We start from the raw sequence: 16470 nt of genomic DNA on the forward strand, positions 1-16470 counted from the left end.
GATTTACGAACATAATAATCATTTCAAATCGTCACGCTCAAAAATGACTCTTAAAATACAGATTTACAATAATTTCAAAGAACTTGTTTTATTTTTTAGTGGACACTAGTGGGTTTTGTATTAAATAAAACTATGGTTTACAGGATATACAAACCAAAACTATTTAGAATACGGTAGGTTTCATTTAGGTAACGGTAGAAAGGGGTGTTGTTTTAGAAAATATAATCTAGATAACTGTCTTATTTGATGATTTCAAAATTAGCATCAGGATATGATTTTGCAAATTCGGTTGGGATTTTTGTTTTTACTTTTTTAATCTTTTATCTAGTAATTAATGCCCAAAGTTTATTAATAAAATTGTGCCCTATTTTTTTTAAATTTTGCATCTTTCATTTTTTTAAAATTATAACCAATATTTCCTCGTGTAATATTTCTAATTCCTTACTTCTAAAAATAAAAACATGAAATTTAAGGTGGCTTTAAGTTATAGGTTTTTACTTTTTAATAACCTTGCTCGTGAGAGTTCCTTGATCAGAATTTACTTTAAATAAATAGGTAGCTGATGGAAAACCAGAAACATCAATAACAGTAGTGTTGTCTAGTTTTTGATTTAATAGTATTCTACCGTTAATGTCTGACACTTGCAAATTAGCATTGTTCAAGTTGTTTAGCTCGATAGTGACATTGTTTGTGGTAGGATTTGGGTAAATTTTTAGGTTGTTTTTTACCACAAAACTACTAGTACTCAAAGTACCTACACTTATATTTACAGTTGAATTAGTGGTACCGCCCATAGTATGTGCAGTTATCACATAGTTAGTTGCTGGCGATGTACCTGTTGGGGTGCCACTTATTATTCCTGTTGTAGAGTCAAAACTTAAACCTGCTGGTAAATTTGGCAAAATTTCATAACCTGTAAGTGTAATTTTTCGTATTTTGTTATTTTGACGATCGGCTACATATATATTTCCTGAAGAATCTAATGCAACTCCTTTAGGAAAATAAAAAGAAGCAATTGCAAGTGAGCCATCAGTAGAACCTGGTACTCCATTATTACCAGCAACGGTAGAAACAATTCCAGCTGGTGTAATTTTACGAATACTTTGATTGAAATGATCTGCTACATATATATTTCCTTTAGCATCTATGGCAACACCTGAGGGTTGGTTAAAACCAGCGGTTGCAGCTGGGCCGTTAGTATAACCTAGTACTCCACTACCAGCAACGGTAGAAACAACACCAGCAGGTGTAATTTTTCGAATTTTAGTATTACCTGAATCTGCTACATATATAATTCCAGTACCATCTATGGTAACGCCAGAAGGGTCTGAAAAACTAGCGGTCGCAGCTGGGCCGTCTGTTGCACCCGTTGACCCATCACCAGCAAATGTAGAAACAACTCCAGCGGGTGTAATTTTACGAATTTTGTTATTGAAACTATCTGCTACATATATATTTCCTGTATCATCTACGGTAACGCCAGAACATCCGTAAAAACTAGCGTTTGCAGCAAGGCCGTCATTAGAACCCGCCAATCCACTACCCGCTATGGTAGAAACAATTCCAGTTGGTGTAATTTTACGGATTTTGCGACTACCTATATCTGCTACATATATATTTCCTGTAGCATCTATGGTAATGCCAGAAGGGCCGTAAAAACTAGCGGTTGCAGCTGGGCCGTCTGTTGCACCCGCTGATCCATTACCCGCAAAGGTAGAAACAACTCCAGCGGGAGTTATTTTACGAATTTTTTGATTGTAAGTATCTGCTACATATATATTTCCTGTAGCATCTACGGTAACGCCAGAAGGACGGTAAAAACTAGCGCTTGCTGCTGTGCCGTCTGTAGCTCCTATTGCTCCACTTCCTGCAAATGTACTTACTTTGCTAATAGGTATTGGGCAACCCGTATTAACTGGTGTTAGTGGACTTATGATTGTTCCAACTGAATAAGTGTTTGGAGTTGTATATGTAATAGCAGGCGTTGAAGTTATTGTAACCGTTACCGCAGTTCTAGAACTTTCACATCCGTTTAAAGTTTGTGTTGTATAATAAGTTCTGGTAATTAATGCTGTTGTTGTTGATAGAGCAGTTCCACCTGTAGGATTCATATACCATTTTATGGTAATTCCTGTTGCAACTAAATTGGCTACAGTTCCTGAATTACAAAATGTTTGCGCAGCAGCAGTTGAAGCAGGAGTGCTATTTATAGTTACAGATACCGCTATTCTAGCACTTTCGCACCCGCTTATCGTTTGTGATACATAATACGTTCCTGTAGATAATGCTGTTGTTGCAACTAAAGGCGTTGTACTTCTTGAAGTTGAATACCATTGAATTGTTGCTCCAATAGTTTCTGTAAATGTTAAGCTAGCTATCGTTCCTGAATTGCAAAATGTTTGTGCTGCAACCGTTGGAGCTGGAGTGGTATTTATTGTAACCGCTACCGCTGTTCTTGCACTTTCGCAATCGTTTAAAGTTTGCGATACATAGTACGTTCCTGTCGCTAATACAGTTGTTCCCGCTAAAACAGTACCTCCCGTTGGGTTTGAATACCATTGTAGGTCAGTTCCTGTTGCAACTAAATTAGCTACCGTTCCTGAAACACAAAATGCTTGTGCAGCAACCGCTGGAACTGGTGTGGTATTTATAGTAACCGAAACCGCTGTTCTTGTGCTTTCGCAACCGTTTAATAATTCACTTACAAAATAAGTGCCTGTTGCCAGAGCTGTTGTTGTAGGCAACGCTGTTTTTTCAACTAGACTTGTATACCATTGCAGTGTAGTTCCTGTAGCTGTCAAATTTGCAATAGTTGCTCCACTACAAAATGTTTGTGCAGCAGAAGTTGGTGCTGTTGGTGGTGGAGTAGTACTCACTGTAACTGCTACTGCAGTTCTTAAACTCTCGAAACCGTTCTCTGTTTGCGACACATAATACGTTCCTGTCGCTAATGGTGCAGCTCCTGCCAAAGCCGTACCTAATGTTGCGTTTGCATACCATTGTAGTGCCGTTCCTGTCGCAACTAGATTCGCTACTGTTGCGCTACTACAATAAGTTTGAGCTATTGCTTGTGGTCGCGATGTTGGGCAATTTATTAGCGTTGGTATGTTTTTATTTGCTGTAGTACCATCGCCAAGAACACCATATGCGTTATAGCCCCAAGAATAAGTGCCAGTAGCGTTTTGTATAAAGGAATGACTTGATCCAACCGACACAGTTTGTGCTGAAGTAGTTGATAACAAAGGTGTTGTTTGTATTGTCAAAGTACCATTTCCCAATTGCCCGCTACTATTAACTCCCCACGCCAATAATAATCCGCCAGTTTGTGTACCAACAGAAAAACCTGTGCCTCCTCGAACAGAAGTCCAAAGTGTTGACGTGCCTATTTGGGTTGGAACATTTTTTTTAACAGTAGTTCCGTCACCAAGTTCCCCATACTGATTTTTGCCCCAAGCCCATAATGTGCCATTAGTTTTTATTGCTAGCGAATGAGATTCCCCTGTGTCAATTGAACTCCAATTGGTATCTGTACCTATTTGTACCGGTGCGTTTTTTTGCACAAATGTTCCATCACCTAATTGCCCATCATTATTTGTACCCCAAGCCCATAAAGTGCCATCTGTTTTTAATGCTAAAGTAGAACTGTAGGTATAATTGGAAACATGTAATGATATAGAAGACCAATTTGTATCTGTACCAATTTGTGTGGGAATTAGTTTGGTTACTGTCGTTCCATCTCCAACCTGACCAACAGCATTGTAACCCCAAGACCATAAGGTGCCATCTGTTTTTATTGCCGTAGATACCTTGGTTCCTGCTGCAATTGTTAACCAATCCGATTGCATGCCAATTTGTTTAGGCAATATAGAAAAATCACCTGCAATTCCGCTTCCAAATGAACCGTCCGAGCTTAGTCCCCAAGCCCACAAAGTGCCATCTGTTTTTATAGCTAATGCGTGAATAGATCCCGCCGAAACGGCTTTCCAATTTGTACCAGTCCCAATTTGTACAGGGGTAGAAACATCACCTGCTCCGCCTGTTAAAAAATCACGCCCCCATGCCCATAAAGTTCCGTCTTGTTTTATTGCAAGGGTATTTTGATACCCCGTTGAGATAACTTTCCAGCATTGTGCATTTCCGTTTACTGCAAAAAGGAGTAAAAAAATAAGGAGTATAGTTTTCTTCATAGTTTCTAGATTTATATATCTAATAAAACTATGGGAAACTATATATACAAACCAAAACCCTTTAGAATACGGTAGGTTTCATTTAGGCAACGGTAAAAAAAAGTATTTCTATTGTAGAATTGTTACTACAAGTACCACTTTATGACCTTTACGAATGGCATTAGGAAAGGCATCTTGTTGTATAATTGAGAATGTTTTTTCGGGATAGGATCGTTGTAAAATTTCCATTCTTTCCTTAATAATTAATATCCCTTTTGAAATGTGACTTACATTATTTGGCTTAGTGTGGATTATCCCAAAACCGTTATCAATAACCGCTATGGTTAGCACATCTTTTTTTAAGTAAATGTTTATATCGATCTTTCCGTCATTTTCCTTTAAATGTGAAACACCGTGAAGAATGGCATTTTCTATGAAAGGTTGCACAATCATATTTGGTATTTTAGTTTGATAAATATCAATTTGATCATCAATATTGAAATCAAAATCAAAATTATTGAATCGTACTTTTTCTAGTTCTAAATAAATTTTTAGTCGTTTGATTTCGTCCTCTAAACTAATAAAAGGTTCTGAGGCGTGTGATAAAAACAACCGAACCAGTCGCGCCAGTTTTCCTAAATACTCACTACTTTTTTCTTTTTGATTGCTATTTACAAAATATTGGATTGCATTAAGGGAGTTAAATACAAAATGCGGATTCATCATTGCCGAAAGTGCACTTTGACGCAATTCTGCAACTTTGTTATTAGTTATAATTTCTTGCTGTTTCTTGCGCTTGATCTTTGCAATTTGATAGCGATAAATAAAATACATGAGCCCCAAAACGAGTATGTTAGCTATAAGAATAAACCACCATTTCAGATAGAAAGGAAAAGCTCTATGGATCTCAATTTTATTAGTCGCCCAATCTGAATTGACGTCCTTTACTCGAAAAATCAGTGTGTTTTGCCCATACGAAAGCGATTGGAAATCAACAGTCGTGCTTTGTGAATTTGTCCATGCAGTGGTGTTTATTTTATATTGAATTATTTGATTTTTAGGGGAATTGTAATTTTGAATTACCAGTTTTATCTTGACTAAATTTTGATCAGCAGGTATTTCTAATTTCTTAACTTTTGATTCATAATAAAACACATCAAATATTGGTTTGTCTGATTTTTTTTGAAGTGACACGTTGTTTATTTTTCCTAACCCATCTTTTGTGGCAACTAATAATTCATTATTAAAAAGGGCTACATTGTATACATCGTTATTAGGCAAAAAATTGTGTTTATTTAAAACCTGATTTCCATTTGCACTTATTTTAAACAAACCATTATTAGCACATAAATAAACAGCCTCACCAATAGGTTTTATTTTATGAATTACATCGATATTCATATTGTTGATTTGGGTAATCCTACCTACAATTTTTTCATTGTAAACCTTGTAAATACTATTGTTTGCAGCAATCCACATGGTGTCTTTTATAAAAATAAAATCTTCGATGTATCCTTTGATTTTAAATTTTAAATCCCTTTTTACAGAAATAAAATTGTCATCAAAAGTTCTAATATTTATTTTTTCGGAATTGTTAAAATAGTACTCATTTTGATATAAAATAATTTGTTTTATTTTCTCTTTTTTTTGAATTTTTGAACTGATGGATTTATAATCAAATTTCCCTTTTAGTAAAATGTTTATGGATGAATTTCCTGCAAAAACATAATGCTTTTCTCGTTCATTTTTTAAAAGTAGTTTACCAGTAACTTTTAATAACTGTAATTTTTTATCCCAATGTATGGGCTCTTGTAGGGGTAGGTATAAAATGGGGACATTGTTATAGTTGCCAATTCTAATTTCTAAGGATGAGTTCTGTAACAGATTTAATGTCTCGTTTTTATACGAATACAATCTAAATTTTGAAGAAACAAACAATGATTTTTTATCCTTTGAATGGGCAAATCCGTTAAAATAATTTTCTTTATTCTTAAATCGAAAAGTTTTTATTAAAGTATTTGGAATGCAAAAAAGCCCATTTTCATTGGTCGCAATCCATATTTTTCCTTTTCTGTCGCAATACAAAAAATTAATATTTTCAGTTGTGTTCAGTCCTAAATTCTCACTAATAGAACTCCAGTATTTGTTATTTAAAATGAAAAGTCCTTTACTCTGAATGCTTAACCAACAATTGTTTTGAAGATCTACAATAAAGTCATTTTTGTAAATTGGATTTACAGAAAGAGATTGGGGTAGTTTTATTTTTTTTATCACTACTCCCTTATAATCTATCAAAAAAAGAAAATTTTCATCTAGGACCCAAACCTCACTTTTTGTAAAAACTACTTTATGTATAAATCTGACTTCATTAGGTATTGGTACTTTATATTTTTTATAAATTAAATGATTGCCTATAACTTGAATTTCTTTCTTGTTTTGAACTAATATGGGAGGAGCTATTTTTTTTGAAATTTTAGAATTTTTAGATTTTGAAATTCTCCAGTCACTTTTGCTTACTTCGCTGTATGCGTAACATTTATTGGTATATCTGTTTTGCAAAGTGTAAAGAAAAAACTTGTCCTCAGTCTCTATAATTTGGGTGTGGTATTCTGAAAATACACTCGTGTTTTGAATCTTATTATTCTCATATTTTTGAAGTTTTGCTCCATAATTAATAAACCAAAGAACTCCTTTTTTGTCCACGTTAACAGCTACAATATAAGGATTTATTAATCCGTCTTTTACATTCAATGTTTTGAAATTATTTCCGTCAAAGAAAGTCAAGCCATTGTCTGTACCTAAAATAATTTCTCCGTTTTTATTTTCGGTGATACAATAAATAGAATTGGTTGGCAAGCCATCATCAGTAGTAAAATGGTTGAATTTATATTGAATTTGAGCATAGGAAAAGGATGAAAAAATTGTTGTAAATACTATTAAAAATACACTTTTCATTAATTATTTTTTTAAAAAATCATTTAATGTTTTGTAATTTCTTCTCGAAACAGGCAATTGTGTTCCTTCATTTAATTCCAAAAAATAAGCTTCTTTGGATACTGTTTTAGAAACAAATTTTAGATTCACAATAAAGGACTTATGAATTCTAAAAAAGTCATTTTTTAAAATGCTTTCAAAATGCTTTAAGGTTTTGGCAACGGTTAGTTTTCTTTTTTTAGTGAGATATATTGTCGTGATATTATCGAAACCTTTTAGATACAAGATTTCATCAAAATCTAAAATAGATTTTCCGCCTTCGTAAGTTAGTGTTAGTTTATTCGCGATGTCAGGTTTATATATTTCAGATACTTTTGCAATAGCAATCTTTAATTCTGAAATAAGTATGGGTTTCAAAATATAATCTAAGGCTCCAACACGAATGGCATTTATTGCAAAGTCTTCGTGTGCGGTGACAAATATTACCTGAAAGTTTCTCACAGGAAAATGAGCTAACAAATCGAATCCATTCTCTATCGGCATTGATATGTCTAAAAATAGTACTTGAATAGGATTGTTCTCTAAAAATAACTTTGCATCCTCAGTAGTTTGAAATAATCCTAGAATTTGTATTTCTGGGAAATTTTCAATCAAGATTATTTCTAAATTTTTTAGATTTAGGATTTCGTCATCTACAAGTATGGTTTTTATTCGTGTCATATATTCCCTAAATATAAAAAAAAGTGATTAGGAAATCATCTCTTTAGCATTTTTTTTGAGGGTTACTCAAAAAGCGGTTCACAGTTAATAGCTAAAATTGTATTTTAGAAATTGTATGGTTAAGCCTTTTAAATATTATGAGTTATTAAAAACGATTTGGTAAGTTTTGAATTGAAATAGTAGTTTCATTTGTACTTCAGAAAGTAACTAACAAAAGTTGTTTTTGAAGTACTAAAATCAGGAAGTTCTATCTATGTTAACAAGGCTGTTTGGAGTTTGATTTTAGTCAAATTAAAACAAAAAGAATACAAATCATATAAAGAAATCGACACTAATAAAAGTGCAGATACTAATCATTGATACCTATGCCTATTTAAATGCGTAGGAATTTGTCAAGACTGAAATAAAATGCTGTAAAGTTCAAAATTAGTATGGGAATATATTGGAGATTTACTGCAATACTTCAAACTAATGAACTTTCAAAAGGAGTTTATATCGTTCTAACAAGTATTGACGAAAAAGTAGTTGTCCAAAAACTGATCAAAGAATAAATTTGTTTGGATTAATAGTAGAAGAAAAATGTTAGAAAAATTCATTAGAATTATTGATGTACAACAATCATAAAAAAGCATTGGAGTTTTACAAACAAAGAATATAATTTTTCCAAATAAAAGAAAACCCGACTTGAGTTAACAAGTCGGGTTTTTTGATGCTTTGTAACGAGTTAATTTTTTATGATTTTTACTGTTTTTTTAATTTCACCTGATTTTACTTTTAAAAAATAAACGCCTGTAGATAAATTAGATGTATCAATTTCAGTACTTAAACTATTTAGTTTCTTGGTTAAAAGCGTTTCCCCTTTAACAGAGATAAAAGTAACTTCGTCAATAACGGAATCATTTGAAATTGTAATACCGTTTTTCACGGGATTTGGATAATAAGAAAAGTTTTTGAATGCCAATTCATCTATTCCTAATGTGCCTGATTTTACAGTTACCGCGAGTCTTTCTATACTTTCAATTCCATTGATGGTTTGTGAGGCATAATAGGTGGTTCCATCTACAATGACAGTAGTTAATGGCAAAGGAGCTTCACTTGTTTTATTTGTTTTTCCAGCCAATGGATTCTGATTCAAATACCATTTAATATTTTGACCTTCAATGACAAGATCAGCCAGTGTTTGACCAGCCTTAAATTCTATAGTTAATTTGGTTTGTCCATTTATTAAAGGTGAAGGCGTATTTACAACAATTGCATTTTGGGTTATACATCCATTATAATCTCTTGTAGAAACAAGGTAATTTCCTGGAGCTAGATTATTAAAGGTAGCATTAGCTGTGAAAGTCCGTCCATTATCTATTGAATATAAATAAGGTGGTGTTCCGCCAGATCCAGTAGCAGTTACAGATTGATTGTTGCTCACAGTTGTGACTGTTAAAGGACTTGGTCCTGTTACAGTTGTTGTAATAGTAGCCATGCAATTATTAGAATCTGTTACGGTTATGACATACGTTCCAGCTGGTAAACCTGTAAACATAGAACCGTTTTGGCTAGGTCCATTAATTAATGAATACCTATAAGGAATAGAGCCTCCAGCAGTAAATACTGTCACAGAGCCATCAGCGTTGCCGTAACAATTTACGTCGATTTTAGCAGCAACGATCACAAGAGGAGTAGGTTGATCAATAGTTATGACAATACTAGATGTATTTACACAACCAATGGCATCTTTTACATCGAAAGCGTAGGCACCAGCAACTAAATTATCAAAAACATTATTTGGTGTAAATGCACTTCCATTTTTAGAATACGTGTATGGAGCAGTGCCACCAGATGCTGTAACTGTTACAATACCTTTGCTTGTACAATCTATTTGTTTAACGATCGAAGCAGTAGGGATTAGAGCGGTGTTTACTATCAAATTAAAGTAATTTGTGGTACTGTTGCCAAGATTATTAATTCTTGCATAAATGGTTTGTGAAATTACTCCGTTAGCTGGAGTAACAGTAATTGTAAAACTGGTAGGGTTAGAGATTGCATTCGTACCGCTTGAGGCATCTGCGGCTGTAAGATGGTAGGTTACTGTAGTCTGATTAGGGTTTAAATTCCCAATTAGTAAAGTGTAGTTTTGTATTAAGTTAAAAATTTTATTGCCAGCACAATTCGTCAAATTAGCAACTTGAGCATAAAAACTTAATGACGTGAATAAAAAAAGGGAAAGTAAAATTTTCTTCATAAGTGAATGGTTGTTATAAGAATGAGAACAATTGTATGATTTTTAAGATAAATTATTTTAGCAAATATAAGCAATTGTTAAAGTAGTCAATGATTCCTTTTCCTTTCATCAAAATATCGGCGCCAATGATTCCATGAACGGGTTTTGCTTTGTGTTGCGTTAGCGCTTCATTTACATGTGATAAATCAAAAATAACGAGTTCAAAATTAGAATCTTTCCAAGAACCCAGTTGCAATTTATTTTTTAAAGCCAATTGTGTAAACATTCCCGTGGCTCCTGCTCCTGCAGCCTTAGTCTTTGATTTTTTGGCTTCTAATGCAAATAAATTGACACTCTCAAATCCCACGCAGCTATTTGAAGCTCCTGTATCCAGAATGAAATTCCCTGCTACACCATTGATTTTTGCTTTTATCAAAAGATGTTGTGTCTTGGTAATCTTGAATTTTATTATTTTGTAGTTTTCTTTTTTAAGAATATTTTGGAGGTTTTTCATTTTTGGAGCTTGTTGTAAAACAAAAATAAGCCAATCAGTAGCAACATTCCAATTCCGTAAAAGATATAATTTGTACTTTCAGTCTTATTTGTCAATGCGCCGTAATACACAAAAGCGCTCCAATAATAGGGTGATTTCTTCGTGTTTGATATGTTTTTATCGGCTAAAAAATCTAGTTTAGACTGGTGATTTGCCTCTAAATAGGAGTTGCCGTTATGGATATAGTGATAAAATTTGTCCATAAATAAAGCGGTTGTATAATCGTTTACTTTCCAGAGCGAGAATAACAAGTTTTGAGCTCCTGCAAATTGAAATCCTCTGGCAATGCTCATAGCACCTTCTGATTTGTATAGTTTTCCAATTCCCGTTTCGCAAGCGCTTAAAACAACTAAATCAGGATTGATATTTAAAGTATACAACTCCGAATATAAGATTTCCTGATCGTAAAATTTTATACTGGCAGGAGTTTCAGTATCTCCCGAAGATGCATGGGTAGACAAATGTAAAATGGAATAACTACCAGCATTTTCTTTAAAGTTTTTGAATGTAGCTGTGGAGTTTTGAAAGTACTTGCCTTTAAAATTATTTTTTATCGATTGCAATTCTTTTTTAGAATAGGTCAAAGTATAATTAGTTTTCTCAAAGATGGGAAACATACCCAAAACAGTTTTTTCTTGCTGTTGAATTGGTTTCTCATTTAAATAAAATGTGGCCGAATTAGTATACCCAATCTTGAAATCATGGAGTAAATAATGCATTTTAGCAAAATTTGTCGTTGAAGATTCTTTTGTTATCAACGCTTCAAAAGGTAGAAAATTCAAAATGCCATCAGGTATAATGATGAGGTTCTCCGCAATCGTATTTCTAGGTAATTTTAATAATTTATAAGTACTATTTCCATAATGATTATAGCCTGCAATATCATTTGTAATAGAATTAGCATTGTTAAAATAGTCGATAAATTGCATGATTTTTACACTCGTTTCAGCAGAATTGCTAAATGAGTTTAGGGAAATTGTATTATCAAGTATAGTAAAGGAATACATTTTATTATATCCCGAAAAATATTCTATCAGTGCAGCCTTGTCTTTTTTTAGTTTCAAATACAAGCTTTTCAAATCGATGTTTTCTTCACTACTACTTTGATTTTTGCTTCTGATTTTTTTTAGCGAAAGCATTAATTCGTTTTGGTTTTTTAAGGTTGCGTTTATTTGCGATACGTTTGCCATATCTCCTTTTTGTTGTTCTTTTAGAATGGTATTATTCCAATTTTGTAATTGTTCCAATTGTAATTTTTCTTCTCTAGAAGCTATTTTTTTATTAGAAAGAAAATTTCTTAAAACTCCAGATTTGGTTCGTTCCGCAAGTTGGAAAGCCTTTTCTATATAGGCGATTTTATTTTCTTTTTGGTACAGAGCCTCGTATATAGAAAGGCATTTTTCGGTACGATTTCTAATGCGAATTTGGCTAATAATTTTAGAGTTTTCATAAACGAGTAAGTTGGCAAACAAATCTTCGATTTGAAACGAATGTGCATAAGCTTGTAAGGCTTTTTTGGGTTGATTTTGTTCTAAAAAAATAACCGCCTGCAAATCAAGTGCGTCCAATAAAATTGTTTCGGCATAAAGGGATTTTGAGTTGGGTAAAATGCTTATTCGGTTAGAATAATTAGGAATTAATATCTTGAAAACATCAGAAATAATTTCGGTCGCTTCACCATATTTTTTTTGTTCCAATAACAAATTAGCTTCTTCGTATCTGAATTTGGCTAGTTTTTGAGGAGATACATTGGGGATTTCAGAAAAATAGTTGTTAGCTTTTTTAAAATAGGAATTAGCCAACTCGATTTTTCGCCATTGCAAATTCAATGCAGCTAAGTTTCGATAACAATTTGCAAGTGTTTCAGATTGCGATTTTTCAAATTGCAACAATTGGATTGCAGCAAAATAGGTTTTTTCTATTTTGTTGAAAATACTAGGAATTGGTTTAGATGAATTAGAGTGTTTATAGCTCCATACATAATTATTGCCCAAATTATTCAGTAGAATTCCTTTTTGAATGTTTGATAATCGCTCTGTTTGAATCGTTTTTTCAAGTAATTCTATTGCTAATAAACTTCGCCCAGAACTTTGATACACATTAGATAAATTTAAAATTGCTGCTAATTTCTGTTGCTGATTTTTAGCATTAGATGCAAGATAGAAGTATTGTTTAATAGTACTTTCTGCATTGTCGTAATCGCCTACAATGGTATATAAATTCCCCAATGGTTTCAAGCAAAACTCAACAATATCGTAATTTGTTAATTTATTTTTTTGAAAAACTTCTAAGGCTTTTTCATAACTGGAAATAGCTTGATTGGTTTTGCCAAATTGATTTTCATAGTAGGCTTTGTTGCAATTTAGAACAACGTAAGCCAAGAGAGTATTTTTGTTAGATGTCGCATCGAGCACAGTTGAGATGCTTTTATGAAACGTTTCTAATGTATTTAAATTTTCTTCAGTAGGATTTGCGGTAAACGCATCAAGGGCATTGTATATCCTATCTTCTACTGTATTTGGTTTTTGTCCAAAAATAGTTAGCGTGGTAAACAGTAGAAGAAGAAAAATATTTTTAACCATATAAGGAATGTAAGGTCATTTAAGTGTTGACTTTTGGGAGTATAATAGTGTGATAATTTCGTAATCGCACTTAATTATCACCTTAGATTTTAAAGATCGTAACGTAAAAAATCAGTGAGAATCCTTACCGCTAATTAGTTTTTTTCTAAAATTTCCAAATCCCATACAACTGAAAATAACTAAAATTTTCTTTAAAGTTTATAACATATCTTGCGCCTAAACTTGGACCAATTCTAGCAGCTCCAAGGGTTAAGTCTAAGATGAGACCACTTTTAATACTAGTAAAAGATTGAGAAGAAGCTGAAGATTCTGAACGAGTGCTGATCAAAAATTTATCGGTAATGCCTTCGTAGTTTTCTATTTTTTGGTTTGTATTTTGTTTGGCAGAAGCATTAATATTGGCTTGTACTCCTGCACCAACGCCAATGTAATTGTTGATGTTGTAGCGCAGCAATATAGGAACTTCCCAATTAACGTTTTCGTTACTTGTATTTGTGGTAGTGCGTTGCAATTGTCTGACTCCGTTTGGCGTCACTACAATTTCTTCTTGTTTTACAGTTGTATTAGAGTACGTATTTAGGCTATTTAAAAATTCTGCTTGCCAGTAATATCTGTAGGATTTAAAAGGCGAAACCGTTGTGCCCATAAAATAACTTTTAGAATTTTCTAAACTGGGATACCAGTTATATCCTGTTTTAATCCCTACAGAAATTCCCGGAAGGAATCGAGTGGTAGCATAATTGGTTAGGATAGGATCGTTCTTATCAAAAATAATTGCGGTTCTACTTTTGGTTTTTATTTTGTGAAAATCTTCACTGAACTTCATCGAGTATTTGACAAATCCTTTGGTGCTGTCAATTTCTTTGACATTTTTTTGGTTGCTGCCTGGAAGATAAATGTTTTTGAAAGTGAAAATGATTTGGTTTTGTTTTATGATTGTATCCAAGCAGCTCACGGTTGGTATTTCGTCTTTGGGACAAATAGGGCATTTGGGATACATATCCTCTATTTGAAAAGTTTTCTTGTCTAGCATAATCGGAATATCGGTTTCAAGTCGGATCATTCTTGCGGGCCCTTCACCGTTATTTTGAAAACGAGTTTTAAAATTCACCCTTTTAAAGCGGACCAATCTATAATTCATAAAGCTTCCGTTGGAGCCCATCTTATTTGGATCGTGAGAAGTTACAATTTCCATCTCCAGATTTTTAATCTTGTGGTTTTTAAAGCTTCGATTGGGGACAAATATACCGCGCATGGTAATCGTTGCACTAGTATCTTTAATCATTTCTGGAGTAGTTTGGAAAGTATAAAAAACATTGCGGGTTTCACTAGGATCGCAATCGTCAAATTCTAGAATAGAAACATTTTTATAGGTTTCGTTTGCTATTTTTAAACTTGCATCTAAGTCTTCTTCTGATGAAGTGTTTTTGTGTTTTTTGGCTGGAGCCAAAGGAGAGTCGGAAGCCAAATAGGAATCTGAATTGTCTAAGTCGTTTAGAGATACAATCGAATTTTCTTTGATTTCTCGTTCACCGGAATGTGTCCTGAAGTCAACCAATTCAAAATTATTGTTTTTGAATTGTTTTTCATTGTAAAAAAGATAGAGTTTACCATTAGAAACATAGTTTTCCATATTTTGATAACTCACAATTACCACGATTTCTTGCTCCGGTATTGGATCTCTATTTTTTTGAATTGCAAACCCATTTTGTTCTTCTATAGATGCAATATTTTTATAGGTATCAGTATCTATTTCATTTACAACGACTTTTTTAGGCCTGGTTGCTGGTGGTTTTCCGTTGTCATAATTGTTAGTTACGGTCAATCGGGAAGTATAGGTTCCTTTTTTTTTGTAGGTGTGTTTGGGTTCGGCGTCTTTGCTGTAATGACCATCTCCTAATTCCCATAAATAGGAATAACTGGGTTTAGGTGCGCCAGCAATAGGGATAAGTGGCGGAGTTTCTGGTTTGAAAGAAACGAGATTCCCTTTTTGATTGTAATTAATAGAAGCTCTTCGGGTGACCGTATCTTTAACTTTTGTTTGCGAAAACAACAGCATTGACCAAAGGCAAACGGCGAATACTAAAAGTGGTTTCATATTCTGGTTTTTTTTAGCCCTGATAGCAGTGGAAATCCTTTTTATTGGCCTTTTTGGCGAATAAAAAGATTGCAACGGATAGCAGGATTAGCTCCTAAGAACTAACTTATTTGGTTTAAATTGGCATTGGTGACTGTTAAAAATCTTTTAAATGTAAAAAAAAGTGGTGAGCAAATCACCACTTTTCTTTAAAAATATATTTTGTAAGTTATTGAATCGCATTGATTGCGGCTATTAATTGAGCTTCGGTGCCCACTGTAGTTTCAGCAAGAGTAAAGTTGTATACGGCTCCGGATGTAATTGTAACTCCTTTGATAGCATATTTCCATTGGCCATTTTCTTCTGTTACAAATATGATGTGACACGCTAAACCAACAGGTATTTGTCCGTAGTGCTCACTAAATAATCCAGCAGCAGTAAAGGTGTCTAATTTTGCAAGAGCATTTGTGCCTTCGCCATCATACGATAAGTAAATAGCACTATTGGTATTGTCATATCCTTCTGGAGCACCCACAAGAATCGATGTTTTAGGTCTTGGGTCGCTATAAAAACGATCTACATTAGTCCAGCCAAAGTTTCCAAAAGAAACGTAATATCCGTTCTGCATAGCTTCTACACCGCCTTTTACACCATTAGCTCCTGTAGCATCTCGAGCATCTTTCCACGCTAGTTCATCTTTAGTATCAATAACGCCTTCCCACAAAGTCATTAACGCATCTCTACCACCAGTTAACGTATTAGGAACGTTAAGGATAATGTTAGCAGTGGTTTTTAAATCGACTCCGCCTTGACTTGCTTTGATGAAAAATTCACCACCAGATTTTAGCATGGCATGACTTCCGTCTGTTTTAATTCCCATAGTAGGTTTGTTAGTAACTAACATGGATCCTTTGTCAAAAATTTCTACGTAAGTGATATCAATTGGTCCTGTTACAGGACTTCCGTTTTTAGTAAGTGCGTTTCCGTTTATGGTAATTGATACTCCTTTTGCTGATGTCAAGCTGATGGTTCCGTTTCCTGCTGTTGCAGTAAATTTTTGTATTTTGCCTGTTAAAGCGTCTTTTGTAATAGCAGTAAATTCAGCTGCTGAGGGTGGCGTGCTTGCCATTTCGTCATCGTTGTTACAGCTTACTAATGCAATTGTTGCTAAAAATACTAATCCGATGTTTTTAAAATTTGTTTTCATAATTTCTAATTTTTAA

At 33.6% G+C, this 16470-nt stretch carries 8 protein-coding genes; all 8 read right to left on the bottom strand.

Going from position 1 to position 16470, the window contains the following annotated elements; all coding sequences use genetic code 11:
- Positions 1 to 494: 494 nt before the first annotated feature.
- Positions 495 to 4187, bottom strand: coding sequence for an Ig-like domain-containing protein (locus tag ACNQGB_RS05235; RefSeq protein ID WP_417945173.1), 3693 nt, complete (start codon positions 4185 to 4187; stop codon positions 495 to 497).
- 108 nt (positions 4188 to 4295) lie between these two features.
- Positions 4296 to 7121, bottom strand: coding sequence for a sensor histidine kinase (locus tag ACNQGB_RS05240; protein ID WP_417945172.1), 2826 nt, complete (start codon positions 7119 to 7121; stop codon positions 4296 to 4298).
- Positions 7122 to 7124: 3 nt separating this feature from the next.
- Positions 7125 to 7820, bottom strand: a complete 696-nt coding sequence (locus ACNQGB_RS05245; protein WP_417945170.1) for a LytR/AlgR family response regulator transcription factor — start codon at positions 7818 to 7820, stop codon at positions 7125 to 7127.
- 724 nt (positions 7821 to 8544) lie between these two features.
- Positions 8545 to 10056 (bottom strand): T9SS type A sorting domain-containing protein, encoded by a 1512-nt coding sequence (locus tag ACNQGB_RS05250; protein ID WP_417945169.1) that lies wholly within the window; start codon positions 10054 to 10056, stop codon positions 8545 to 8547.
- 52 nt (positions 10057 to 10108) lie between these two features.
- Positions 10109 to 10549 (bottom strand): retropepsin-like aspartic protease, encoded by a 441-nt coding sequence (locus ACNQGB_RS05255; protein ID WP_417945167.1) that lies wholly within the window; start codon positions 10547 to 10549, stop codon positions 10109 to 10111.
- The gene (locus ACNQGB_RS05260; protein WP_417945166.1) at positions 10546 to 13170 is read right to left on the bottom strand and encodes a CHAT domain-containing protein; all 2625 of its coding nucleotides are present in this window, start codon (positions 13168 to 13170) and stop codon (positions 10546 to 10548) included. Before ACNQGB_RS05260 ends, ACNQGB_RS05255 begins: the two co-directional genes overlap by 4 nt.
- A 145-nt stretch (positions 13171 to 13315) precedes the next feature.
- A complete protein-coding gene (locus tag ACNQGB_RS05265) occupies positions 13316 to 15268 on the bottom strand; it encodes a PKD domain-containing protein (RefSeq protein ID WP_417945165.1) in 1953 nt (650 codons plus the stop codon).
- Positions 15269 to 15476: 208 nt separating this feature from the next.
- A complete protein-coding gene (locus ACNQGB_RS05270; RefSeq protein ID WP_417945163.1) occupies positions 15477 to 16454 on the bottom strand; it encodes a hypothetical protein in 978 nt (325 codons plus the stop codon).
- Positions 16455 to 16470: the final 16 nt, after the last annotated feature.

This window comes from Flavobacterium frigidum (assembly GCF_048286795.2).

Bases quoted from the DNA above. Each gene is read 5' to 3' on its own strand.
- ACNQGB_RS05235 (WP_417945173.1), bottom strand. From the start codon at position 4,187: ATGAAGAAAACTATACTCCTTATTTTTTTACTCCTTTTTGCAGTAAAC.
- ACNQGB_RS05240 (WP_417945172.1), bottom strand. From the start codon at position 7,121: ATGAAAAGTGTATTTTTAATAGTATTTACAACAATTTTTTCATCCTTT.
- ACNQGB_RS05245 (WP_417945170.1), bottom strand. From the start codon at position 7,820: ATGACACGAATAAAAACCATACTTGTAGATGACGAAATCCTAAATCTA.
- ACNQGB_RS05250 (WP_417945169.1), bottom strand. From the start codon at position 10,056: ATGAAGAAAATTTTACTTTCCCTTTTTTTATTCACGTCATTAAGTTTT.
- ACNQGB_RS05255 (WP_417945167.1), bottom strand. From the start codon at position 10,549: ATGAAAAACCTCCAAAATATTCTTAAAAAAGAAAACTACAAAATAATA.
- ACNQGB_RS05260 (WP_417945166.1), bottom strand. From the start codon at position 13,170: ATGGTTAAAAATATTTTTCTTCTTCTACTGTTTACCACGCTAACTATT.
- ACNQGB_RS05265 (WP_417945165.1), bottom strand. From the start codon at position 15,268: ATGAAACCACTTTTAGTATTCGCCGTTTGCCTTTGGTCAATGCTGTTG.
- ACNQGB_RS05270 (WP_417945163.1), bottom strand. From the start codon at position 16,454: ATGAAAACAAATTTTAAAAACATCGGATTAGTATTTTTAGCAACAATT.